The organism is Halarchaeum grantii (genome assembly GCF_014647455.2).
Lineage (GTDB): Archaea > Halobacteriota > Halobacteria > Halobacteriales > Halobacteriaceae > Halarchaeum > Halarchaeum grantii.
Genome location: NZ_BMPF01000003.1, coordinates 128,656 through 153,145 on the forward strand (window position 1 = coordinate 128,656; position 24,490 = coordinate 153,145).

The 24,490-nt window shown below is 71.4% G+C and carries 15 protein-coding genes; 4 read left to right on the top strand and 11 right to left on the bottom strand.

Features of this window, described 5'->3' with window-relative positions:
- Positions 1 to 21 precede the first annotated feature (21 nt).
- Positions 22 to 540 (bottom strand): HTH domain-containing protein, encoded by a 519-nt coding sequence (locus IEY12_RS10615; protein ID WP_188883694.1) that lies wholly within the window; start codon positions 538 to 540, stop codon positions 22 to 24.
- Positions 541 to 697: 157 nt separating this feature from the next.
- On the opposite strand from IEY12_RS10615, the gene IEY12_RS10620 reads away from it, so the two are divergent.
- Genes IEY12_RS10620 through IEY12_RS10630 form a run of 3 tightly spaced genes read left to right on the top strand, consistent with a single transcriptional unit; the run spans position 698 to position 4,844 of the window.
- Positions 698 to 2,746: a hydantoinase/oxoprolinase family protein gene (locus tag IEY12_RS10620; RefSeq protein WP_188883695.1), complete on the top strand. Its 2,049-nt coding sequence runs from the start codon at positions 698 to 700 to the stop codon at positions 2,744 to 2,746.
- The gene (locus IEY12_RS10625) at positions 2,743 to 4,374 is read left to right on the top strand and encodes a hydantoinase B/oxoprolinase family protein (protein WP_188883696.1); all 1,632 of its coding nucleotides are present in this window, start codon (positions 2,743 to 2,745) and stop codon (positions 4,372 to 4,374) included. The genes IEY12_RS10620 and IEY12_RS10625 overlap by 4 nt, the downstream gene beginning before the upstream one ends.
- A 32-nt stretch (positions 4,375 to 4,406) precedes the next feature.
- The gene (locus IEY12_RS10630) at positions 4,407 to 4,844 is read left to right on the top strand and encodes a DUF6653 family protein (RefSeq protein WP_188883697.1); all 438 of its coding nucleotides are present in this window, start codon (positions 4,407 to 4,409) and stop codon (positions 4,842 to 4,844) included.
- Positions 4,845 to 4,900: 56 nt separating this feature from the next.
- On the opposite strand, the gene IEY12_RS10635 is transcribed toward IEY12_RS10630, so the two are convergent.
- Entirely contained in the window at positions 4,901 to 5,944 is a 1,044-nt protein-coding gene (locus tag IEY12_RS10635; RefSeq protein WP_188883698.1) for a hypothetical protein, read from the bottom strand.
- A 158-nt stretch (positions 5,945 to 6,102) separates the two neighbouring features.
- On the opposite strand from IEY12_RS10635, the gene IEY12_RS10640 reads away from it, so the two are divergent.
- Positions 6,103 to 13,065 (top strand): PGF-pre-PGF domain-containing protein, encoded by a 6,963-nt coding sequence (locus IEY12_RS10640; protein WP_188883699.1) that lies wholly within the window; start codon positions 6,103 to 6,105, stop codon positions 13,063 to 13,065.
- Between the two features lie 66 nt (positions 13,066 to 13,131).
- Here IEY12_RS10640 and IEY12_RS10645 read toward each other — a convergent pair whose 3' ends face one another.
- The 9 genes from IEY12_RS10645 to IEY12_RS10685 form a co-directional block, all read right to left on the bottom strand.
- Positions 13,132 to 13,992, bottom strand: coding sequence for a hypothetical protein (locus IEY12_RS10645; RefSeq protein ID WP_188883700.1), 861 nt, complete (start codon positions 13,990 to 13,992; stop codon positions 13,132 to 13,134).
- Positions 13,993 to 14,049: 57 nt separating this feature from the next.
- A complete protein-coding gene (locus IEY12_RS10650) occupies positions 14,050 to 14,286 on the bottom strand; it encodes a CDGSH iron-sulfur domain-containing protein (protein WP_188883701.1) in 237 nt (78 codons plus the stop codon).
- A 40-nt stretch (positions 14,287 to 14,326) separates the two neighbouring features.
- A complete protein-coding gene (locus IEY12_RS10655) occupies positions 14,327 to 16,246 on the bottom strand; it encodes a molybdopterin oxidoreductase family protein (RefSeq protein ID WP_188883702.1) in 1,920 nt (639 codons plus the stop codon).
- Between the two features lie 3 nt (positions 16,247 to 16,249).
- Positions 16,250 to 16,975 carry a helical membrane plugin domain-containing protein gene (locus tag IEY12_RS10660; RefSeq protein ID WP_188883703.1) on the bottom strand — a complete coding sequence of 242 codons (726 nt, stop codon included), beginning with the start codon at positions 16,973 to 16,975 and terminating at the stop codon, positions 16,250 to 16,252.
- Positions 16,975 to 19,251 carry a formate dehydrogenase subunit alpha gene (gene fdhF / locus IEY12_RS10665; protein WP_188883704.1) on the bottom strand — a complete coding sequence of 759 codons (2,277 nt, stop codon included), beginning with the start codon at positions 19,249 to 19,251 and terminating at the stop codon, positions 16,975 to 16,977. The genes IEY12_RS10660 and fdhF overlap by 1 nt, the downstream gene beginning before the upstream one ends.
- Entirely contained in the window at positions 19,248 to 20,180 is a 933-nt protein-coding gene (locus tag IEY12_RS10670; protein ID WP_188883705.1) for a 2Fe-2S iron-sulfur cluster-binding protein, read from the bottom strand. The genes fdhF and IEY12_RS10670 overlap by 4 nt, the downstream gene beginning before the upstream one ends.
- On the bottom strand, positions 20,181 to 21,581 hold the full coding sequence (locus tag IEY12_RS10675) for an NADH-ubiquinone oxidoreductase-F iron-sulfur binding region domain-containing protein (protein ID WP_229871186.1): 1,401 nt from the start codon (positions 21,579 to 21,581) through the stop codon (positions 20,181 to 20,183).
- A gap of 270 nt (positions 21,582 to 21,851) precedes the next feature.
- Complete coding sequence (locus IEY12_RS10680; protein WP_188883706.1) at positions 21,852 to 23,090, bottom strand: outer membrane protein assembly factor BamB family protein; 1,239 nt, start codon at positions 23,088 to 23,090, stop codon at positions 21,852 to 21,854.
- The gene (locus IEY12_RS10685; protein ID WP_188883707.1) at positions 23,087 to 24,460 is read right to left on the bottom strand and encodes an outer membrane protein assembly factor BamB family protein; all 1,374 of its coding nucleotides are present in this window, start codon (positions 24,458 to 24,460) and stop codon (positions 23,087 to 23,089) included. Before IEY12_RS10685 ends, IEY12_RS10680 begins: the two co-directional genes overlap by 4 nt.
- Positions 24,461 to 24,490: the final 30 nt, after the last annotated feature.

A 24,490-nucleotide genomic window follows, 5' to 3' on the forward strand; every position in this document is an offset into this window, starting at 1 on the left:
AAACGATTGCCGTCGCCCCGCTCAGGTTTCGAGCGGCGCCTCGAGTCGCACGATGTCGATGATGAGTTCGTCGCCGCCCGCGCCGATCTCGACCACTTCGCCCGCGACGACGAGGCCGGACTTCGGCGTCGGCCCGATGACGATGGGGTCGCCGACCTCGACGTCGGGGACGGACGCCTCGAAGCTGATGCGCGCGCGGCACTCCTCGGGGTCGTTGACGCCGAGGAAGTCGATGCCGTTGACGGTGACGTCGACGCGGTCGTAGTCGCGCGCGAGCGTGAGCGACTCCGCCTCCTCCTCGTCGAAGGACTGCGCGTCCATCGCCTCGTAGGCGCCCGTCGTCGGCTTGTAGCCGCCGCGCGGCCCCGGAATTCCTTCCACGAGGTCGAGGGCTTTCAGCGTCTGCATCTGGTTGCGGATCGTCCCCGGATGCTTGTCGACGGCGTCGGCGAGTTCCTCACCCGTCATCGGTGACTCCGTCGACTGATAGCCCGATATCAGCGCGCTGAGTATCTCCTGCTGCGAATCCGTCAAATCCATCGATTACTGGTCGGTACTAGCGTCTATTCCCGGATATACGTTGGGATCTTTTTGGATGGACCGGTCGCGGAGTGGACGCGTGCGCAGAACGCGCGCCGTCGTGGCCGCCGCGACCGAACCCCGGGAACCTATGGCGGTACTCGTGCACTACGCGCCCATGAGCGACAGGGAGCGCATCGACGCCGGGGACGCCCCTCCGTCTTCGGCCGGCGAAGCGCACGTCGGCGTGGACGTCGGGGGCACCTTCACCGACGTCGCCCTCCACGCGGGCGACGCGCTCGTCACCGCGAAAGTCCCGAGCACCGCCGACCAGAGCGTCGGCGTCGTCGAGGGCATCGAGGCGGCCTGCGAGCGCGCCGGCATCGACCCGCGAACGATCGACGCGTTCACGCACGCGATGACCGTCTCCACGAACGCCCTCCTCGAAGGCGACGGCGCGCGGACCGCGCTCGTCACCACCGAGGGCTTCCGGGACGTCCTCGAACTCGGGCGGCAGGACCGACCCGCGCTCTACGACCTCGACGCGGAGAAACCCGCCCCGCTCGTCCCGCGACGCCGGCGCTTCACCGTCGCGGAGCGCGCCACCCCCGACGGCATCGAGGCGCGCGTCGCCGACGCGGACGTGCGCGCGCTCGCCGACGACATCCGCGCCACCGACGCCGAGAGCGTCGCCGTCTCCCTCCTCCACGCCTACCGCCACCTGGAAAACGAGCGCCGCGTCGCCGCCGTCCTCCGCGAGGAACTCGACGTGCCGGTCTCGGCGTCCCACGAGGTGCTCGCGGAGTTCCGCGAGTACGAGCGCACCGCGACGACCGCCGCCGACGCCTACGTCACGCCCGCCATCGACGCCTACCTCGGCCGCCTCACCGAGCGCGCCGTCGAGCGCGGCGTCCCGAACCCACGGGTGATGCAGTCGAACGGCGGCATCGCGAGCGCGTCGAGCGCCCGCGAGCACGCCGTGACGACCGCACTCTCCGGGCCGGCGGCGGGCGTCGTCGGCGCGGCCGCCACCGCCTCCGACGCCGTCGACGCGGCCGGCCTCGTCACCTTCGACATGGGCGGGACGTCGAGCGACGTCTCGCTCGTTCGCGACGGCGACGCCGAACGCACCACCGACGCCGACATCGCCGGCCATCCCATCGGCACGCCCATGGTGGACGTGACGACGGTCGGCGCGGGCGGGGGCTCCGTCGCGTGGGTCGACGACGGCGGCGCGCTCCGCGTCGGCCCGCGCTCGGCGGGCGCCGACCCCGGGCCCGCCTGCTACGGCCACGGCGGCACCGAACCCACGGTGACGGACGCGAACGTCGTCCTCGGGTATATCGGCGCTGACGCCGCGCTCGGCGGCGACCTCGATTTGGACGCGGCCGCCGCGTGCGACGCCCTCGAACGCCTCGCCGACGACGCCGGTCTGGGGAGCGCGCGCGAGGCCGCCCGCGGCGTCTACCGGGTCGCGAACGCGAACATGACGCGCGCGGTCCGCCGCGTCACCGTCGAGCGCGGCCACGACCCACGGGCGTTCGCGCTCGTCGCCTTCGGCGGCGCCGGCCCGATGCACGCCGCCGCGCTCGCCGCCGACCTCGACGTGGACGCCGTCGTCGTCCCGCGCGCCTCGGGCGTGCTCTCCGCGTACGGCCTCCTCGCCGCCGACGAGCGCCACGACGCCGCGCGCACACACCGCACCGCGCTCGCCGACGCCGACGCGGACGCCGTCCGCGCCGCCTACGCGGAGCTCCGGGAGTCCGTGCTCGCCGACGTCGACGACCCCGAGGCCGCGCGCCTCACCTACGCGGCGGACTGCCGCTACGCCGGGCAGAGCTTCGAGCAGACCGTTTCTGTCCATGACTTCGACCCGGAGGCGGTCGCGCGGCGCTTCCACGACGCCCACGAGCGCGCGCACGGCTATCGCCTTGATGACCCCGTCGAGCTCGTGACGCTGCGCGCGAGCGCCACCGTCGAGCGCCCGACGCCGACCGCCGCCTACGACGCCGCCGGCGACGCCGTCACCGGGAGTCGAGAGGCGGTCTTCGACGGCGCCGTCCGCGAGACGACGGTCTACGACCGCGAGCGCCTCGCGCCCGGGACGTCGCTCGCCGGCCCCGCCGTCCTCGACGGCCGCGAGAGCACCGTCGTCGTCCCGCCCGCGTGGGACGGCGCGGTGCGCCCGGACGGCACCGTCGTCCTCGAGCGGGGTGCGCGCGAATGACGGGTCCCGACATCGACGCCGTCACCCTCGAAGTCGTCCGCAACCAGCTCGAGAGCCTCGCCGAGGAGATGGGCCAGGTGTTGATTCGGGGCGCCTACTCGCCGAACATCAAGGAGCGCGAGGACTGCTCGACCGCGCTCTTCGACGCCTCGGGGCGACTCGTCGCGCAGGCCGAGCACATCCCCGTCCACCTCGGCGCGATGCCGGCGTCCGTCGCCGCCATCCGCGAGCGCGACCCGGAACCCGGCGACGTCTTCGTCCTCAACGACCCGTTCGCGGGCGGCACCCACCTCCCGGACGTGACGATGGTGTCGCCCATCGGCGCCGACCCCGACGCTCGCGGCGACGGGAGCGAGGGGATCCTCGGCTACGCGGTCTCGCGCGCCCACCACGCGGACGTCGGCGGCGCGACGCCGGGGAGCATGCCCGCCGGCGCGCGCGAGATATTCGGGGAGGGCTTGCGCGTCCCGCCGACGCGCCTCGTGACGGACGGCGACGTCGTCGAGGACGTGATGGGGCTCCTGCTCGCGAACGTCCGGAACCCCGAGGAGCGCCGCGCCGACTTCCGCGCGCAACTCGCCGCGAACGACCGGGGTGCCGAGCGCCTGCGCGACCTCGTCGCCGAGCACAGTCGCCCGAAGATTGAGGCCGCCTTCGACGCCGTCATCGACTACTCGCGCGAGCGCGTCGAAGCCGAACTCCGCGACCTCCCGGACGGCACCTATCGTGCGAGCGACGTCCTCGAGGGCGACGGCCGGAGCGAGGACGACGTTCCGATAGCCGTCACCGTCACGGTCGACGGCGCGTCCGTGACGGTGGACTTCGACGGCACCGCCGCGCAGGTCGCCGGGAACGTGAACGCGCCGCTCGCCGTCGCCGAAAGCGCGGTGTACTTCGTCCTTCGGTGTCTCACCGACCCCGAGATACCGCCGAACCAGGGCTGTTACGACCCGGTCACCGTCGACGCGCCGCGCGGGTGCCTGCTCAATCCCGAGCCGCCGGCGGCCGTCGTCGGCGGGAACGTCGAGACGAGCCAGCGCGTCACCGACGTCGTCTTCGCCGCGCTCGCGGACGCCGCCCCCGAGCGCGTCCCCGCGCAGGGCCAGGGGACGATGAACAACCTCACCATCGGGAGCCGCGACGACGGCTTCGCCTACTACGAGACGCTCGGCGGCGGCGCGGGCGCCCGCCCGACCGGTGACGGCCTCGACGGCGTGCAGGTCGGGATGACGAACACGCTCAACACGCCCATCGAGGCCCTCGAGTCCGAGTATCCCCTCCGCGTCGACGAGTACGCGCTCCGCCCGGACAGCGGCGGCGACGGCCGCCACCGAGGCGGCCTCGGTGTCGTTCGCACCGTCACCGTCGAGGCCGACGCCACCGTCTCGCTCCTCACCGAACGCCGCCGCGTCGCCCCGCGCGGCGTCGCCGGCGGCGCGGACGGCGCGACCGGTGAGAACCGCATCGACGGCGAGCGCGTCCCCGCGAAGGTCGTCCGCGACGTCGCGGCCGGCACCACCGTGTCGATTCGGACGCCCGGCGGCGGCGGCCACGGCCCGCCCGCCGACCGCGACCCCGCCGCGCGCGCCGCCGACGACGCGGACGGCAAGACCGGCGACGACGACTGAACCTTCTTGCTCGTCGCGCGCGAAGGCGACGTATGTTCGACGCCGCCACCGATGCGTTCTGGGAGCGCCACGCGAACCCGAAGAGCGGGTGGTCGCGCGTCCTCCTCGGCCCGCTCCTCCTGCTCGCCGCCTCCCGGCGCGACCCCCGCCTCCTGCTCGCGGCTATCGCCGCGCTCGTCCTCAACCCGGTCGCGTTCGCGCGCGCCGACACCGCCGACGCGGACAGTTGGATGACGCGCGGCGTCCACGCCGAGCGCTGGTGGCTCGCACGCGGCGGGGGCGCGCTCGGTCTCGGGTGGCCGAACGTCCTCAACGTGCTGAACGTTCCGGCGTTCGCCTACGCGCTCTACGCCGCCTACACCCGGCGGAGCGCTCGCGCACTCCTCGCGTACGCCGTCTCGATGGCGCTCAAGTTCGCGTGGATCGAGGCCATCGCGCGCCGCTACGACCGCCGCGAGCGCGAGGCATAACGGTCGGCTTAGGTATCTGCCGGTTCGACCCCGCTCCCGGCGATGTGACGCCCGCGCTAGCGCCGGAGGCGTCGCGCGAGGAGCGCGGCGCCGGCGAGCGCGAGGCCGCCGATCGCGACACCGAACCCGGGCGACCCACCGCTCGTCGTCGGCTCCGTCGTCGGGTCGGACGGCGTCAGCACGCCGTCCGCCGTCTCGCTCGTTGACGTGGTGGCTGTCGTAGTGGTCGTCGCCGTTGTCGTCGCCGTCGTCGTCGTGTTCGCGGTGGTGGTCGTGGTCGTCGTGTTCGTCGTAGTCGCAGTCGTGGCCGTTGTCGTCGTGGCTCCGCTTCCGGCACTCCCGCCACTGCTGTCGCCACCACCGTCCGACGTCGTCGACCCACTCGTCGTGGTCGTCGACCCGTCCGCCTCGACGGACACGCTCCGCCGGTCGCTCATGCCGAGCAGTTCGAGGGATCCGGCGACGCGCTCCGTGCCCCGAACGCCGACGTAGTAGCTGTAGTCGCCGGGCGCCAGTTCGGCCATGTCCACGAGCACGTTGTACTCGCCGTCGCCGACGCGCGTCGCCGTCACCGTCCGGTTGTAACTCCCGTTGAAGAGGACGACGTCGACGCGGTTCGGCTCGGACGACGGTCCGTCGACGGTCGTGTCGATGGAGAGGCGCTCCCCTCGCGTGACCGACGCGGACGCGTCTGCCGTCGCGGTGTAGGACGCGACGACCACGGGGACGACCGTCTGGAGCGTCCCGTCGTACGTGACGCCGGCGAGGTACGTGCCGGCGTCGAGCGAGTCACCGAGCGTGTACGTGCCGGACCCCTGCACGCGCTTCGAGGCCACGATCCGTTTCTCCCCGTTGTAGACGTTGATCGTGTAGACGTCGGCGGTCTCGGGTGCCTCGACGGTGAGCGTGAGCGCGCCGTCGACGTCGAAGCGACCGACGGACGAGATTCTGTAGTCCTGTCCGCCGATCGAGACGGTTCGCTCGGGCGTGGAGAGCTCGGTGTTCGGGTGGAGGGCGAACCCGTCGGCGGCGACGGCGACCGGCGTCGCGACGAGGGACGCGGTGAGGAGGAGGGCGGCGACGGTCCGTATCGTTCGCATCACCCCTACGGTGTCCGCGCGTGACAAAAGGGGTTTCGTCACCGGGTACTGAAAATTATACGACACCTATGCCGTCTACCGACCCATAGTTCCTACGGCCGATTCGAGATTGAATCAAATGGCCAAGGCTTTTACCACCAACTCAAAGTATGATAACCATGAGCCACAACGCTGATACCGCCAGGAGGACAATTGGGGTCTTCCTCGTCCTCCTGGTCGTCGCCTCCCCCGTCGCGTCGGGTGTCACCCTCGCGGCGAGTGGTGGCGGAGCGGGCGGCAGCACCGCTGCCCTCTCCACACCGGCGGGATACGGCGACGTCTCGGATACCGAGACGTACGCACTGACGAACGACACGAACGTCTGGGAACGCTCGGTCTTCCCGCTTCGAACCGACACCGGCACCGCGGACCACGTCTCCTCGGGGCCCGGAATCTCCCTCAAGAAGGGAGGCTCAGTCTCCGGCGCACTGAACAAGGACCTCGCGTTCTACGACGCCGGCGAGACGGTTCCGGTCACCTTCGACCTCTCGCGCGTCGGGATGGATACAGGCGCGTTCTACGGTGACACCGGTCAGCTCGTCGCGCTCCGCCTCCCGCAGAACGCGTCGATGCCGACGACTCCCACGGCGCTCCGGACGCTCCTCTCGAACGAGTCGGACGCCGAGGCATCGATGGTCGCGTCGAACGTCACGTTCCCGGACGGCGTGGCGTCCTTCGACTTCACGCCGACGAAGCCCGGCCAGTACGCGCTCGTCCTCGCCACGCCTGAATCCGGCGCGAGCGGGTACAGCGTCGATAGCGGCACCCTCGAGCAGAACGGCACGGTCACGGTCGTCGGCTTCGACTCGCTGATGGTCCAGAACCACCGTTCGACGGTCTCCACGCCCGACGACGCGACGGTCGGTTCGAACGTCACCTTCGGCGTGGACGCGAACACCGCGCCCGCGCCGAACACCACCCAGATGGTGGTCCTCTACGACAACGAGACTTTCATGCTCTCGCAGTCCACGGTCAACGTCACCGACCTCACGGGCGACGTGAACGCGAGCGTCGAAACCGGGATCTCCGAGGTGAACGGCGACTTCCGCGTCGTCGGGTCGCCGAGCGCACTCGGGATGAACGCCACGGAGCAGCGCGTCTCCTACCCCGTGAGCGCGCAGGCGCTCTTCGACTTCCTCGCCGAGAACCGCGACTTCGGCGAGAACACGACGGTGACGAACGGCACCGACGCCGTCCCGCTGAACGCCACCGGCACGCTCGCGGAGATGAACGCGAGCGGGACGGTGAACGTCTCCGTGCCCGGTGACTGGTCGGCCGGCGACTACCACTGGCTCCACGTGAGCTCCGCCGCCGACGGCGCGGACGTCTCGAGCTCGCAGGGCTCGCTCACGCTCCGCGAGGGCGTCGACCTGAACGTCAGCGCGAACGCCACATCCGTCGTGCGCGGCAGCGACGTCGCGTTCACCGTCACGCGTGCCGATACCGGCGAGGGCGTGAACGCGACCCTCACCATCGACGGCGCGACGTACGAGACGGACGCGACCGGCACCTACGTCCACACCTTCGAGTCGGGCGGCACCTACACCGTGAGCGCGACGCGCGCGAACACGGACACGACGGTCTTCGCGTCCGACGAGACGACCGTGGACGTCGCGGCGTCCGCGATCGCCGTCTCGAACCTCAGCGCGCCGAGCGTCGTCCTCCAGAACGAGACGTTCGCGGTGAACGCGACGCTCCGGAACACCGGTGACGCCGAGGGCACCCGAACGGTGAACCTCACCGTCAACGGCACCGTCGTCGAGAGCGCGACGCGGACGCTCGGCCCCGGCGAGAACGCGACCGTCTCCTTCGACCACGCCTTCGGTAGCGGCGAGCGCGGGCCCGTCACGCTCGGCGTCGGCGAGGCGTCCGCCGACGTCCGCGTCGACGCGCCGGCGACCTTCGAGTACGCCTCGCTCTCCGTCCTGCCGACGACCGTCGCCGCGAACGAGACCGTGAACGCGTCGGTCACCGTCCGGAACACCGGTGACCGCGATGGCAACACGACCGTCACCCTCACCGCGAACGGCACAGCCATCGACAACGCGACGCGGACGCTCGGCGCCGGCAACGAGACGACCGTCGACTTCTCGACGGCCTTCGAGTCGCCCGACACGTACGCCGTCAGCGCCGGCGGCCTGCCCGCGCGGACGGTCACGGTGCTCGAACCCGCGACCTTCACCTACAGTAACCTCACCGTCACGCCCGATACGGTCGACGCGGGCGCGAGCGCGAGCGTCTCCGTCACCGTCTCGAACACCGGCGGCATCGGCGGCATCGATACTGTGACGCTCAGCGAGGGCGGCCAGAACGTCACCAACGCCAGCGTCTACGTGGACGCGGGCGCGAGCGAGACGGTGACGTTCGAGCGCGTCTACACCGAGCCCGGCACGCAGACGCTCGGCGTCGGCGACCGCACGACGACGCTGAACGTCACGGCGGTCGACGCCGTTCCGCCGAGCGTCGTCCTCGCGGAGCCGTCGACCGGTGACGTCGCCTACGGCGCGACGCTCTCCTTCCGCGTGCGCGACGAGACAACGAACGTCACGGACGTCACGGTGAACGCGACGACGTCCAACGGCACCGTCGAGCGCGTCGACCTCCTCGACGCCACGGACGCGACGAACGACACCACCGTCGCCGTCGACACCGACGGCTGGCACGAGGGCGACGCGACCGTGAACGTTACGGCCGTCGACGCCGAGGGCAACGCGGTCACGAAGACCTACCGCTTCGACCTCGTCTCCGCGCCCGCCTTCACGGGCGTCTCGCCGACGACCGAGTCCGGCGAGACCCCGACCGTCACCGTGACGTACGCCGACGACGGGCCCGCGCCCGAGCACGCGGAATCCGGCATCAACGCCTCGAGCGCGACCCTCTCCGTCGACGGCACACCCGTCGACTTCGACGCCACCAGTGCGACTGAGGCGAGCGTCACGCTCGACGCGCTCGCGTCCGGCACGCACAGCCTGAAAGCGGTCGTTTCGGACGACGCCGGTCACACGAGTGCGCGCACGTGGACGCTCGACGTGGACGCGGACGCGCCCACGGTGAACGTCACGCCACGCAACGCCGTGGTGAGCGACGGGTCGCCGTTCGAGGCGGCGGTCGTCGCGAACGACCTGGCACTCGCGAACGCGACGGTCGTCTACGCGAACGAGACGGCGGTCGTGCACACGGAGAACGTCACCGACCGCGCGCGCCTCACCGGCGGGACGGTCACGACGACGTGGGACGGCCGCAGTGACGGCGCGTTCGTCGCCGACGGCACGTACACCGTGACCGTGAACGCGAGCGACGCCTACGGCCACACCGCGACCGCGAACACCATCCTCCGCGTCGACACGACCGGGCCGACGGTCACGGACGCGGCGGTGACGCCGACCGCGACGAACGCAACCGGCACCGTCACGGCGAATGCGACGTTCGCCGACCCCGCCAACGTGACGAGCGCGACCTACGTCCTCCGGAAGACCGGCACGGGCGTGCGGGTGAGCAACACGACGACCGGCGACGTGGCGTCCGCGACGTTCGACGCGAGCGACTTCGTCGTTGACGGCGACTACCGCCTCACCGTCGTCGCGGTCGACGACGCGGCCAACCGGAACAGTACGGCGACGGACGCGACCGTCACCGTCGACTCGACGCCGCCCGAACTCGCCGCGAGCGTCACGAAGAACGGCTCGAACGGCACCGTGACGGTCGCGACGCCGAGTGGCGAGAACGTCTCGAACCTCAGCGGCACCGTCGCGCACGACGGGGGCACGACCGAACTCACGAACTTCACCACCATCGGTGACGGCTCGTACAACGCGACGTTCAACGCCACCGACGGCGGCGTCTACGACGTCACCGTGAGCGGGAAGGATAAGGCCGGGAACGTCGGGCACGCGAGCGCGAGCGCCGAGATTCGGACGGTGAGCGAGCAGAGCAACGTCACCGTCTACCTCGAGGACTCCGGCATCGTCGCCGAGCTGAACCTCACCACGACGGTCGATCAGGGCTTCTACTCGATGTCCGGGAGCGACCGACCGTCCCAGAAGCTCCCGTCGAACGCGTCGAGCGTCTCGACGCTCGTCGGGCAGGTCAGCCAGAGCATCGAGGGGAACATCACGACCGGCTCCACCGTCGCGTTCCCCGCGACGGGCGCTGTGAACGCGAACGGCGGGAACTCCTTCACCGTCCAGTACTACGACGCGCGGGACGAGTCGTGGAAGAGACAGGACACTACGCGCGTCGAGAACTACAACGTGACCGACGGTAACGGAAACGAAGTCGTGAACGACACCTACTGGGTGGCGAACGTCAGCCACTTCTCGACGTACACCGGTTCCGTAGAGGACAACACCCCGCCGACGATCGGGTTCGAGTCGCTGAACGCGCCCGCGAACGCGACGTCCGCGTGGGTGAACGCGACGATTACCGACGACAGCGGCGTGAACGCGAGCACCGTCACGCTCGCGTGGAACGGGGGCGACGTCACCGGCGAGGCGTCCGTCACCGAGACGCCCGACGGGAACGCCACCGTGGCGTACGAGGCGACCGGCCTCGAACCCGGCGCGTCCTACGACGTGACCGTGAGCGCGAACGACACGAAGGCGAACGCGAACACGACGAACGCGACGTTCACCGTCGACCCGGACACCGTCGAGCCGACGGCGACCATCGACTCGCCGACCGACCACGAGGCGTTCCCCGCCGGGACGGAGTCGGTCGACCTGAACGCGACGTTCGGTGACGCGGACTCCGGCGTCGCGGACGTGAACGCAACGCTCGACGGCACGCCCCTCACCGGCGCGAACTTCACGGCAGGCACGTTCAACGCCACCGTCTCGCCCGGCACGGGCGAGCACACGTTCGCCCTCGCCGTCACCGACCGCGCCGGGAACGTGACCGAGACGAGCGCCACCTTCACCGTCCGCGAGGACACCGCGGGTCCGGTCGTCGACGTCACCTCGCCGAGTGAGAAGACGTACGAGAACGACACGACGAGCGTACCGCTGATCGCGAACGCGACGGACATCGCGTCCGGCGTCGACTCCGTCACCGTCCTCGTCGACGGGACGGACGTCACGGCCGACGCGAACACGACGGACTACACGAACGTCACGGCCGACATCGCGGTCACGCCCGGGAGCACGCACGCCGTGAACGTGAGCGCGACCGACGACGCCGGCAACACGAACTGGACGAACGTCACGTTCGACGTCGCGCCCGACGAGGGCGCACCGACCGTGGACATCACGCCGGCCGACGGCACGACCCTCTCGAGTAGCACGACGAGCGTGAACGCGACCGTGGCCTACTCGGACGACCTCTCCGCCATCGACCCGACGGACGTCACGCTCCAAGTCGACGGCACGAACGTGAACGCGAACGCGGACGCGATGCTGACCGCGAAGAACTCGACGCGCGCGAACGTCACCGTCTCGAACCTCTCCACGGGGTCGCAGCACAGCATCATCGCGACCGTCACCGACGCCGCCGGGAACACCGAGACGGTGAGCGCGACTCTCTCGGTCGCCGACGGACCGTACCTTCGGGTGACGAGGGGGGGCCTTTCCGCCGCCACGCTCGACGCCGGCGACACGCTCACCGCCGGCGAGAACGTCACCATCACCGCCGACGTGGCGAACGTCGGCGACGAACCCGGCGAGCGCGACATCACACTCCAGCAGAACGACACCGTCGTCGCCGCACAGACCGTCACGCTGAACGCCGGCGCGACGACGACGCTGGCGTTCGAGCGCACGCTCGGGACGCCTGGAACGTACGCGTTCGCGGTCGGCGAGACGAGCGCCGGCACGGTCTCCGCCGACGCGAACTACAGCGTCATCGGGAGCGTGAACGCGACGTCGCTCACCGAGGGCGACGGCGTCACCGTCACCGTCACCGGGACGAACGAACTCGCGTCGGCGCAGACGGTGAGCGTCACCGTCGCGGTGCCGAACGCCTCGCTCTCCACGCCGGTGTCCCTCGACCTCCCGGCGAGCGGCCAGAACAGCACCACCGTGGCGTTCAGTACCCTCCCCGCCGGGACGCACGACGTCCTCGTCGGCGGGCAGGTCGTCGACACGCTCGACGTCGCCGCCGCGAGCGACGGGTCGACACCCGGCGCCCCGGACGAGAGCGACGACACGACCGACGAGAGCGATAACTCGGCGGACGACGACGACGACTCGACGCCCGCCCCGCCGGTGAATGAACCGACGGTCACGCGCACGGTGAACGCGGGCGCCGTCACCGTCGACGTCACGAACGTCCCCGACAACGGGACGGTCGACGTGCCCGCGAACACCACGGGGACGAACCCGAACGCGACGCTCAGCGGATTCAACATCGGGCTGAACGGCACGACCGACACGACGTTCACCATGTCGAACGACACGGGTTCGACGCCGGCACTCGACGCCGGTGACCCGATTAGCTACTTCAACATCAGCCACGAGGTCGCCGAGGAGGACATCGCCACCGTGTCATTCACGTTCACCGTCACGGCGAGCGAGCTCGACGCGCGCGGCCTCTCGACGTCGCAGGTCGCGCTCTACCGCCACCACGACGGCGCGTGGAACGCCCTCGAGACGTCCTTCGTCTCCCGCGACGGTGACACGCTGACGTTCGAGGCGACGTCGCCCGGCCTCTCCGTCTACGCGGTCGGCGGGTCGCCCGCCGAGTTCGCGGTGACGGACGCCACGGTCGACACCACCGAGTCGTCCACGGGCGAGTCGGTGACGGTGCGCGCCACCGTCGAGAACACCGGCGGCTCCGCCGGCGAATACACCGTCCCGCTCGTCGTTGACGGCGCCACCGTCGACGAACGGACCGTCTCCCTCGACGCGAACGAGGAGACGACGGTGGCCTTCGAGCACGCCTTCGAGTCAACCGGGAGCCACTCCGTCGCCGTCGACGACGCCGACGCCGGCAGCGTCAGCGTCTCCGAGGGCTCGAACGCCCAGCAGGGCTCGACCACGACGCCCGTCTCCAGTCAGGGTGACCTCCCGGTCGTGCCCATCGTCGTGATGCTCGTCGTCATCGCGCTCCTCGTCGTCGGCCTCTACGTCTACCGCGAGGACCAGCGCTAGACGGCCCACCACGACTCACCGCTCTCCCTCGCTCTCTCCTTCTCTTCGCGTTCTCCGTTCCGGTCTTCAGTCCTCGAGCCCGCGCCCGTAGCCGAGGCGCCCCGCGAGGAACGTCGTGCAGAACGGCGAGAGGTAGCCGAGGCAGTAGCCGAGGAGGTGGCCGTAGAGGTTGACGATCGCGCCGCGTTGCGTCGCGTCGCTCGGGAATGCGACGAAGAGGACGCAGAGGAACACGACGACGGCGCTCACGCCGAGCTCGACGTAGCCGCCGTCCTCGACGGTGGCGTTGTGGAATCCCGCGAGCGAGAGGTCGGTGAGATCCGCGCGGATGTCCTGCCCGTATCTGACGACGGCGAGCGCGGCGACGGCGGTGACGCCGAAGCTCGGGCCGGTCAGCGACGGGAGCGCGACGACGCCGATGAGCGCCACGCCGGCGAAGAAGAGGATCGGCGAGTGGCGGATGCCGACGTCGTCCGTGAACTGGCTGTCGACGAACGCGAGGAGCGCGGTAGGGAGCAACCCGAAGAACGCGAGGGCGATACCGGAGAAACCGAGGCCGACGCGCGGGCGGGCGAGCGCGACGTTCAGCGCGGAGAGCACCCACGGGAGGACGAGGAGGAAGGTCGTGTAGCTCGCGAGGAAGAGCGCGCGTCGGCCGCCGAGCACACAGAGCACGTAGACGAGCGGCGCGACGAGACAGTAGGCGAGGAGGCTCCCGAGGAGGTGGCTCGTCGAGCGATGCAGGAAGTTCGAGGCGTACATCGCGAGGAGCGTCGGGTCCTCGTAGCGGAGCGCGAACCCCGCCGTCGCTGTATCCGGGAGCGCGAAGACGCCGACCATCGCGAGCGCCGGGAGCGCGAGGAGGACGAGGTCGCGTCCGCGAACGGCGTCCCTGACGCTCGCGCGGAACCCGGACTGACGGCGCATGGCCACGTGGAGTGGCGGACGCGGAAAAGCGGTAGTGGCCGACGCGGCCGGTAGGGTTTAGTCCTCCCCGGATTCGGTGACGACGTCGCGGACGACGCGGCGCTCGCCGTCCTCGTCGTAGACGTACGTGGTGTCGGCGTCCTCGTCGCGCGTCGCGCGATGCGAGCCATCGCAGAAGGGGTAGTCGTCGGAGAGCCCGCACCGGCAGACCGCGATGTCGCCCTTCTCGGGGTCGATATCGTCTTCGTCGAGCTTCAGAGGGCCGTTCGCGTCGTGGTTGACGAGTCGCGACATACTCGCGTGTGGGCGGCGCGGACGGAAGACTCCGGCGCCCTCAGCGCGCCTCGACGTCGACGGTCGCGGCGCCCGCGCGCACGAGCGGGTCGGCGACGTCCGCGTGGAGGAAGGCGACGCCCTCGCGGACGCCCTCGGAGACGGTGAGCGTCGTCTCGACGCTCGCGCCGTCCGTACTGACGCGCACCGCGTCGCCGTCGGCGAGGTTGAGCGCGGTGGCGTCCGCCGGGTTGAGGTGGAGCGCGTCGTCCGCGCGGACGTCGCTCGCGCCGAACCCGCCGGCGCGACTGCCGACGACGAGCGCGAGCCCTTCGACGTCCGCCGCCTCGACGGAGACGTCTCCCTCGGAGAACGCCGCGCGGCCGTCCGCGGTGGCGATGCCGTCACTCCCCCACCGTTCGCCGACCGCGACGTCGGCGTGCACGGGGCTGACGGCGCGCAGCTCCGCGAACGCGTCCGCCGGCGCGGCGTAGTCGAAGCCGTCGCCGGCGAGGCGCGTCCCGAGGTCGCAGAGGATCTCGAAGTCCGTGCGCGCCTCCCCCGGCGGGTCCGCGACGGCGGCGAGCGCCTGCACGCGCCGGTCGAGGTTCGTGACCGTCCCTTCCTTCTCGAGGCCGACGGCCGCCGGGAGGACGACGTCCGCGTGCGCGGTGGTGTCCGTCTCGTAGACGTCGACGACGACGAGCGACTCCAGGCTGTCGAGGCGCTCGGCCGTCCAGTCGGCGTCGCGCTTCGACACCGCCGGGTTCTCCCCGACGACGAGCGCCCCGTGAATCCGTTCGCCGAACGCCGCGAGCGCCGCCGTCTCGTTCAACCCCGGCGTGTCGGGTATCTCCGTCCCCCAGACGTCGGCGACGCGGTCGCGCGCCGCGTCGTCCGTGAGCGGCCGGTGGCCGGGGAGGCGGTCGGGGCGACAGCCGACGTCGCTCGCCCCCTGCTCGTTGTTCAGCCCGCGGAAGAGCGCGAAGCCGCCCCCGTCGGCCGCGCTCTCGGGACCGAGGCTCCCGCCGAGACAGAGGAGGTCGAGGAGCGCGTCGGCGGTCGCGCCGTCGTCCGCCTCGACGCCCGTGCCCGCGATGACGGCGACGCCGTCGGCGTCGGCGACGTCAGCCGCGAGGTCGCGGATCTCGGCGACAGGGACGCCGGTCGCGGCCGCGGCCGCCGCGACGTCGAGGTCGGCGAGTGCGTCGCGATACGCGTCGAAGCCCGTGGTGTGCTCGGCGACGAACGCCGCGTCGTGTTCGTCGGCCGCGAGGAGCGTCGCCGCGACGGCCTGCAGGAGGAGCGCGTCCGTCCCCGGGCGGGGCGCGAGGTGGGCGTCGGCGGCGCGCGTCGTCTCGTTCGCGCGCGGGTCGAGGTGAACGAGGCCGCCGTCGCTCGCGCGGACGAACGCGTTGAACGCCACGGGCTGTTGGACGGCGGGGTTCGCGCCGACGACGAGCACGAGGTCGGACTCGGCGAGGTCGGCCATCCCGAGCGTCGAGGCGGGGTAGCCGACGCGCGACTCGAGCGCGGCCGCCGCGTTGTCGTGACAGAGGCGCGCGCGGTTGTCCACGTGGTTCGACCCGAGGACGCGCGCGAGCTTCCCGAGGAGGTAGTTCTCCTCGTTCGAGCAGTGGGGCGCGCCGAAGAAGGCGAGCGCGTCCGCGCCGTGGGCGTCGCGGACGCCGCCGAGGCCGTCGGCGGCGCGCGCGAGCGCGCTCTCCCAGTCCGTCTCCACGAGGTCGCCGTCCTCGCGGACGAGCGGCGTCGTGAGGCGCTCGTCGTCGCGGACGCTCTCGAAGGCGCTCGCGCCCTTCGCGCAGAGCCGGCCGTTCGGGTTCGCCGGCCCCGGAACGCCGCGCGCGCGGCCCCCGTCCTCGCCGGGCGCGAGGTGGCAGCCGACCGCGCAGAGCGGGCAGACCGTCGCGTCCGCCGCGTCCCGGTCGTTCGCGTTCGATGCCGCGTTCGCGTCCTGCATCACCTAGGTAGTACGGCGGCCGAGCCCCTTCAGGATCTCGACGACGTAGCCGATGCCGGCGCGCGCCTCCTGACTGCGGAGCGCGCCGAGCGCGCCGAGGAACCCCATCGGCTCGGACTCCTCCTCGGCCTCGCCGACGGCGCCGAGGAGGTCGTTGAGGGCGTTCGCGGTCGTCTCGTCGGCCTCCAGCACGGAGAGCGTCGACGCGAGGTCGAGCAGGTCCTCGAGCTGGCCGGCCTTCTGGAGCTCCATCAGCGAGTCGAGGACGTCCGCGAGCTCGTCGGCGTTCTCACCGACGGTGGTCGCGAGCCGGTCCGCGTCGTCCTCGTCGAGGGGCTCCGCGAGCGTCTCCGCGATGCGGATGAACTTCGAGAGGTGGCCCTCCTCCTGCATCCGCACGACGTCGTCGATGAGGTCAGCGAACTCGTCGGAGTTCTCGCCGAACGACTCGGCGAGCGCGACGGTGCCCTCGTTGCTGATGGCGTCCCCGGCCTGCACGAGCGTCACCATCGACTCGGTGACGTAGTCGACCTCCTCGTCGTCCGCGCTCGAAATGACGAGGATCGCCGTCTCGATGACGTTCTCGAGCTCGTCCGTGTACTCGGCGGCGTCCGCGTAATCGCCGCCGTACTCCTCGATGACGGCTTCGAGCGCGTCGCGGCCCTCCTCGGGGCGCTCGGGTTCGCGGTTCGTCGCCGAATCCGGGACGGAGCGGGCGGGTTTCGCCATCAGTCGTCACCCCGAGCGGGCTCGACGTTGTTCGAGCGGTTGACGGAGTCCCGGCCCTCGACGGGGCTGATGCGGACGGCGGTCGCCTTGAACTCCGGCGTCTTCGCCTCCGGATCGAGGCGCTCGGAGTCCGTGAGGGTGTTCACGGCCGTCTCGGCGAAGTGGATGGGCGCGAACACTGTCTCCTCGCCGACGCGCTCGGTCACCTGCGCGGTGACGACGATCTCGCCCTTGTCGGACTCGATGCGCACCGGGTCGCCGTCCTCGATGCCGTAGGAGGCGGCGGTCGAGGGGTTCACCTCGACGAAGTCCCGGTCGTTGTACTTCATGATGCCCTCCTCGGGGTGCGTCATCGTCCCCGTGTGGTACTGGTAGAGGACGCGGCCCGTGGTGAGCGTGAGCGGGAACTCCTCGGTCTGGGGCGCCATCGGCTCCGCGTACCCGACCGGAACGAGGTTCGCCTTCCCGTCCTCGGTGTTGAACTCCTCGGTGTAGAGGCGCTCGGTCCCGGGGTGGTCCTCGTCCCAGCACGGCCACTGGATGCCGCCCTCCTCCTCGATGCGTTCGTGGCTGATGCCCCCGTAGATGGGCGTCAGCGAGCGCATCTCCTCGTTGATCTCGTTCGTGTTCGTGTAATTCCACTCGCGACCCATGCGGTTCGCGAGCTCCTGGAGGATCTCCCAGTCGGCCTTCGCGTTCCCCTTCTTCTCGAGGACCTGGTTGACCTTCTGGACGCGCCGGTCCGTGTTCGCGAACGTCCCTTCCTTCTCGAGGAAGGAGACCGCCGGCAGGACGACGTCCGCGTACTTCGCGGTCTCGTTCAGGAAGAGGTCCTGCACGACGAGGAACTCCATCTCCTCTAAGACCTCGTCGGCGTGCTTCTTCCCGGGCTCGGAGAGCGAGGGGTTCTCGCCGATGCAGTACATGCCCTCGAGCGGGCCGTCCTCGAAGGCGTTGAACATCTCGGTCGTGTAGTAGCCGCGCTCGGCCGGGATCTCGCAGTCCCACGCCTCCTCGAACTTCGCGCGCACGTCGTCGTCCGCGACCTTCTGGTAGCCGGGGAAGTTGTCCGGGAGCGGGCCCATGTCGCCGCCGCCGCCCTGGACGTTGTTCTGGCCGCGGAACGGGGAGACGCCCGTTCCGGGCTTCCCGAGGTTCCCGGTGATGGCGGCGAGGTTCGCGAGCGCCGCGACGTTGTCCGTCCCGTGGGAGTGCTCGGTGATGCCGAGCGTCCACCCGAAGACGGTGCGGTCGGCCTCCGCGATGGCTTCGGCGGCCGCCTGTATCTCCTCGGGCGGCGCGCCCGTGACCTCCTCGACGTAGTCGAGGGTGAACTCGTCAACGGCCTCCTTCACCTCCTCGAAGCCGGTGGTGCGCTCGGCGACGAACTCCTCGTCGTGGAGGTCGTTCTCGATGATGTAGCGCGTGACGCCGTTCACCCAGACGGTGTCGTAGCCCGGGCGGATCTCCGTGTACTGGTCGGCGTACTCCGCGATCTGCGTCTCGCGCGGGTCGAAGACGATGAGGTCGCCGCCCTCCTTCACGTGCTGCTTGACGCGCGTCCCGAGCACGGGGTGGGCTTCGGTGGTGTTCGACCCGGTGAGGAAGATGAGGTCCGCCTCGTCGAAGTCCTTCACGCTGATCGACGCCGCGCCGTAGCCGTACGTCTTCGCGAGGCCGGCGACCGTCGAGGAGTGACAGAGGCGGTTGCAGTTGTCGACCGTGTTCGTTCCCAGTACTTGCCGGGCGAACTTGCCCATCAGGTAGTTCTCCTCGTTCGTCGCCTTCGAGGAGGCGATGACGCTCATCGCCTCGTTGCCGTGCTCCTCGATGATGGACTGGAAGCCCTCGACGACTCGGGTGAGCGCCTCCTCCCAGGAAGCCTCGCGCCACTCGCCGTTCTCGTCGCGGACGAGCGGGTCGGTGAGGCGCTCCTCGGAGTTCGCGAAGTTGTAGGAGAACTTCCCCTTCACGCACGTCGAGATGTCGTTCACGGGCGACTTCTCGGGGTCGGTCGCGCGCGTCGCGAGCACCTCCTCGCCGTCCGTGTAGACGTCGAATCGACAGCCGACCGCGCAGTAGCCACAGGTGGTGTCGTCGACGGTGAGCTCGCCGAGGCGCTTGTCGCTGATCTGCTGGGCGATGTCGAAGAGCTTCCCCTCCGGCATCGATCCGGCGGCCATCCCCTCGGCGAAGTGCTCGACGTTCCGGTTCGCCTGCTCCTTCGCGCGCTGCATGAACCCGGCGACGCCCTCCTTTCGCTCGTCGCTACTCATAGCCAGTCACCCGGGTTCTCCTCCGTGCGCGCCTCGCTCGTGAGGTCCTTCGGCTCGTCGCTCTTCATGCGTGTCATTGGTCCTTTGGTCTCCTTACCGCTGCTCTCGAGGGATTTGCCGATGCTGTTCTTCTGACTGAAGCCGGGGAGCGGGATGGTCGCGGCGTCCGCGATGTCCTGCTCGACGAGGCTCCCGGTCGGGCAGACGGTGACGCAGTGCCCGCAGGAGACGCACGTCGAGTCCTCCATCGTCTCCGCGCCGTTCTGGAAGCCGATGCGCGTGTCCTGCCCGGAGCCCTCCATGCGGAGGACGCCCTCGACCTGCACGTCGTTGCAGGCCTCCACGCAGCGATTACACAGAATGCACTTGTTGCGGTCGATCTGGATGAAGTCGCTGGAGTCGTCGAGGGGCTCGTAGGCCTCCCGGTCGTCGAAGACGCCGTAGCGCGGCTCCTCGACGTCGTTGTCGATGGAGGCGTCCTGGAGCTCACAGCGACCGTTCTTCCCGCAGGTCGTACAGCGGAGGTTGTGGTCGGAGAGGACGAGGTCGAGGTTGACGTCGCGGGCCTCCGTCGCCGCCTCGGCGTCCGTGGAGACGGAGAGGCCGTCCTCGGCGGGGAAGCTACACGAGGGCACCATGCCGTGCTCCTCGGTCTCGACCATGCAGGTCCGACACTCGCTGCGCGGGCCGATCTTCTCGGCCTGCGAGCTGTCCCGGTCGTAGTAGCAGAGCGCGGGGACGTTCCCCGCCGTTTCGACGGCCTCGATGGCCTCGATGACCGTCGAGCCCTCCGGGACCTCGACCTCGACGCCGTCGATCGAGACGGTCGCCGCGTCCTCGCTCTTCACGTCCGGGTCCGTCGCCGTCCCGGGCGCGATGGTCTCCGTCAGCGGCGGTGCCTCTCGTCCGTCTACGTGTTCTGAACTCATCTATAGCTCACCCGTGCAGGCCCCCGTGGGACAGTCCCCGGCGGCGTGCGCCTCGAACGCGTCGTCGAACTCGTCCATCGCCGTCCGCACCGTCCGCGGGACGTCGCGCCCGAACGCGCAGATGCTCGTCGATGCCATCACGCGACTCAGTTCCTCGATACCCGCCTCGTCGTACGTCCCGTCGTAGACGTCGCGCAGCTTCTCCGTGAGCTGCGTCGTCCCCTCGCGACACGGGACGCAACGCCCGCAGTTCGTCTCGGAGGCGACGTTCGCGCGCCGGCCGACGAACGCGACCGGACACTCGTCGGCGCCGAGCACCTCGACGACGCCCTCGGTGCCGAGGTCGTTCGCCGAGAGCGCGTCGGGCGCGAGCGCGACGTCGAGGTCGCGCGTCAGCCCGCCGAACTTCCCGCCGACGCAGGCCGCCGTGTACTCCCCGACGCCGGCGGCGTCGACGGCGTCCGCGACGGTCGCGGCCTCCCCGAGTTCCACCGTCGTCGGCGTCTCGACGTCACCGGTGACGGAGACGACGCGCGAGTCGCTCGACGCGCCGGCGAGCGCGCCCACGAGATGCGCGTACGTTCGGGCGGTGTGGACGACCGTCGGGTCGCCGTAGACGCCCTCGACCTCGGGGCCGGGCGGGCGCAGGCGCGCCTCCAGCCGGTGGTTGCCCTCGATGGCCTCGATGGCCATCGTCGGCTCGGCCGCGCGATACACCGCCGGGCCCTCGACGACCTCGACGGGGACGTCGAAGTCGCCGGCGTCGGCGGCCGCGCGAGCGCTCGCGGCGGCCGCCTCGTCGCCCTCGCTCGCGTAGACGAAGACGGCGTCCGCGCCGACGGCGCGCGCCGCCGCGTTCGCGCCGTCCAGCACCGCGAACGGGTCGCCCTCGAGGAGGAGCGCGTCCCCGGGGTTGCCGTGCGCGTTCACGACGACGACGGCGGGGTCGTCGCGCTCGCGCACGCCCGCCCAGAGGCCGCCAAGCGGTTCGTCCTGACTCCAGTCGCCCCAGCCGCGCCCGTGCAGGTCGGCGGCGGCGTCGAGGACGGCGTCGGCGTCGGCGTCGCTGAAGCCGACGGCCGCGTCGTACGCCTCGGGGTCTCGGGGGTCGATCCAGCCACAGCGTGCGAGCGCGGCCCGGTCGCCGGCGAAGCCGTCGAGGTCGGGGGCGGGAAGCGACGTCGGCGCGTCGCCGTGCGAGACGCGCGCGTCCGCACCGTCCGGGAGGCCGCCGTCGGAGAGCGACGAAACGGCCGCCTCGACGTCGCTCACGTCCGCGTTCGTGACGAACGCGCTCTCCCCGTCGTGCGTCGCGACGAGGAGCGGTTCGAGCGCGCGCACCCCGGTCGAGCCGACGGCGGCGACGGGTACGTCGCCGCCCGCCACGTCCTCGACGACCACACTCGCGTCCGTCCCGGCGACGCGAACCGCGGTCGTTCGTCCTTGCAAATTAACCACTACGAGTCACCATTCACTCACCCACACTCACCGGAGGCAAAAATAGTTACTCGCTTCGCACCATTCCGCCTCTTTCTGCCGGTCGCCGGCTCACCGCCGCGGGAGCCACGAAACCGCCCGACGGCGACGCCTCCATGAATCGTGTTGTCTCACACCGCGGTTTCGACTCACACTCCTGCGCGAACACCTAGCTTTAACATCGATAGCCGGCCATCAATCACCTGACGTTACCCTCGCGGTGAGGACGCCGCCCTTGCCGAGGCCCGCCCCGTAGAGCGCGCCCTCGACCACCGCCGGCCCGTTGTAGACGCGCGGCCCGGACGTCGAGAGCCGCGAGCGTACCCGTCCCGTGGTCGGGTCGAGCGCACCGAGCGTCGTCAGACCGCCGTCGTCCCCCTCTTCGACGGACGCGTAGAGGACGTCCACGCCAGCGGCGAGCGCCCACCCGGAGAAGGCGTCCGCGCGCCAGCCGAGCGTCCCGTCGTCCGCGTCGACGGCGCGCAGGTGGTCGCGGCGGGCGGCGCTCACGCCGACGAACACCTGCCCCCCGGTCACCGCAAGCGTCGACGCAGGTCCCGCGAGCGCCGCCGTCCAGCGCTCGCGGCCGTCCGCCGCATCGAACGCGTGGAGGACGCCGTCCTCACCGGCGGCGTAGACGCGCCCCTCGGCGACGGCGAGCGGGCCGACGCGGGCGTCCGTCTTCGCGCGCCAGCGCACGCCGCCCGTCTCGGCGTCGAACGCGTAGACGTAGGTGTCCTCGCTCGCCGCGTAGACGACGCCGTCCGCGAGCGCGGGCGGCCCCTGCGTCTCCATGCCCGTCCGGTGGTACCACCGGCGCGTCCCGTCAGCGGCGTCGAGCGCCGCGACGCCGAGGTCGGTCGCCGCGACCACGGTGTCGTCCGTCCCGGTCAGCCACGCGAACGCGTCCGGTTCCGGAAGCGACGCCGACCACACCGCCGTGCCGTCCGACGGGTCGAGCCCCACGAGGTCGCCGTCCGCGACGAGCGCGACGACGCCCCCGACGAACGCCGGCGACACCGTCGTCACGCCGTCCGGGTACTCGGTGGTCCACGCCACCGAGCCGTCCGGTCGCAGGCCGTACGCGTCGTGCCAGCCGTTCGACGTCGCGACGCGATCCGCCCGGACGACCGGCGGAATCGCCGCCGCGTTCCCGCCGAGCGTCGTCGTCCAGTCGAGCGCGAGCGACGCACCGACGCCCGCGCCACGCGGGAACGCGTTCGTGTTCCGGGCGTCGCCGCGACTCACCGGCCACCCCTGCGTCCCGAGGTCGCGCGACGGCTCGACCGCCACTGTCACCGGGTCGTTGTCCCCGCCGCCACCGAACACGCCGGTACAGCCCGCGAGCGCGCTCGTCGCCGCCGAACCGACCGCGGCGAGGAACCCGCGCCGGCTCCCGCGGCGCGACGACCCCTCTCCGCCGTCGCGCGTCATCGTCCGCCCCCGAAGCGGTAGAGGCGGCCGTAGCGCATCGTCACGTAGAGCGCGCCGTCGCCGACCGCCGGCCCGCCGCGCGCGGGCACCGCCTCTCTCGTCGCCCCGTAGTAGTCGGCCGTCTCCTCGGGGTCGTTCCCGAACTCCCCCCAGCGCGCCTCGCCGGTCGCCGCCTCGAGACAGCCGACGCCGACGTAGAGGGCGTCGCCGGCGAGCGCGGGCGACGCCCGGAGCGGGTGCCGATAGTCGACGTGGCCGGTGCTCGCGTTCACGTAGCGCCACCGCTCGCGCCCCGTCTCCCGGTCGAGTGCGTAGGCGTTCTTCGCGGCGACGTACACCCCCGAGTCGCCGACAGCCGGCGTGCTCGGTGCGCGGTACGTCCCGAAGGCGTGGAACCAGCGCTCCTCGCCGGTCGCGGCGTCGAGCGCGCACAGGCCGCCGGACTCGGGGAGGTAGAGGACGCCGGCGTCGACGGCGGGCGGTCGGCCGATTCGGGTGCCCGGGTAGTCGCGCGTCCACGCGACGCCGCCGTCGCGCAGGCGGTAGGCGACGAGCGTGCGGCCGTCCTTCCGCCCGAAGACGGCGAAGCAGAACGCCTCGCCGACGGTGGGTTTCGCGACGGCGGGCGGGCGCGTCCCGACGACCGGCCCTTCGACGGCGGGGCCGTGCGTGGCCGACCAGACGCGCGTGCCGTCGGGCGCGAGCGCGTGGAGGCGGCCGTCGCCGTCCCCGACGAACACGCGACCCGCCGTCGTCGTCGGCGGCGCGGCCGGTGCGCCGAGGACGCGACTCCACCGCGCCGTCCCGTCCTCGGCGTCGAACGCGAGGAGCTCGCCGGCGGTCGTCGCGACGACGACGCGGTCGGCGAGGAGCGCGGGCGGCCCGCTCGCCGGCACGGTGAGCGGACGAGTCCACGCGAGCGTCTCGCTCTCGGGGTTGAGGGCGAAGAGCCGCCCCGAGGCGTCCTCGCGCGCGTCGAAGTCGCGGTTCGGGACGCGCGCGACATAGGCGTACTCGTCGCCGATGACGGGCGCGCTGTACGCCGCGAGGAGGGAGTCGGCGTGCTCGAAGAGGTCCCAGTGTGCGACGGCCGAGTCGTCCGGCGGCCCCGGACTCGTGGTACGACCGTCGTTCGCGGGCGTCCCGTGCGCGGTCGGCCACGGCGCGTCCGGGGCGACGGGCGGCGTCCCCTCGAGTGGGCCGCGCGGCGCGAGGGCCGAACAGCCGGCGAGCGCGCTCAGACCGGTCGCGCCGAGCGCGGCGAGGAACCCGCGCCGGCCCTGTGGGCGCGACCCGAGCGGCGACGCCGTGAGGGACCCGCGTCGGCTCTGCCGGTACGTGCTCGCGGAGTGGAGGGCGGGGCGGCGCATCGGGCGACTACCACGTCGCCCCGACACTTC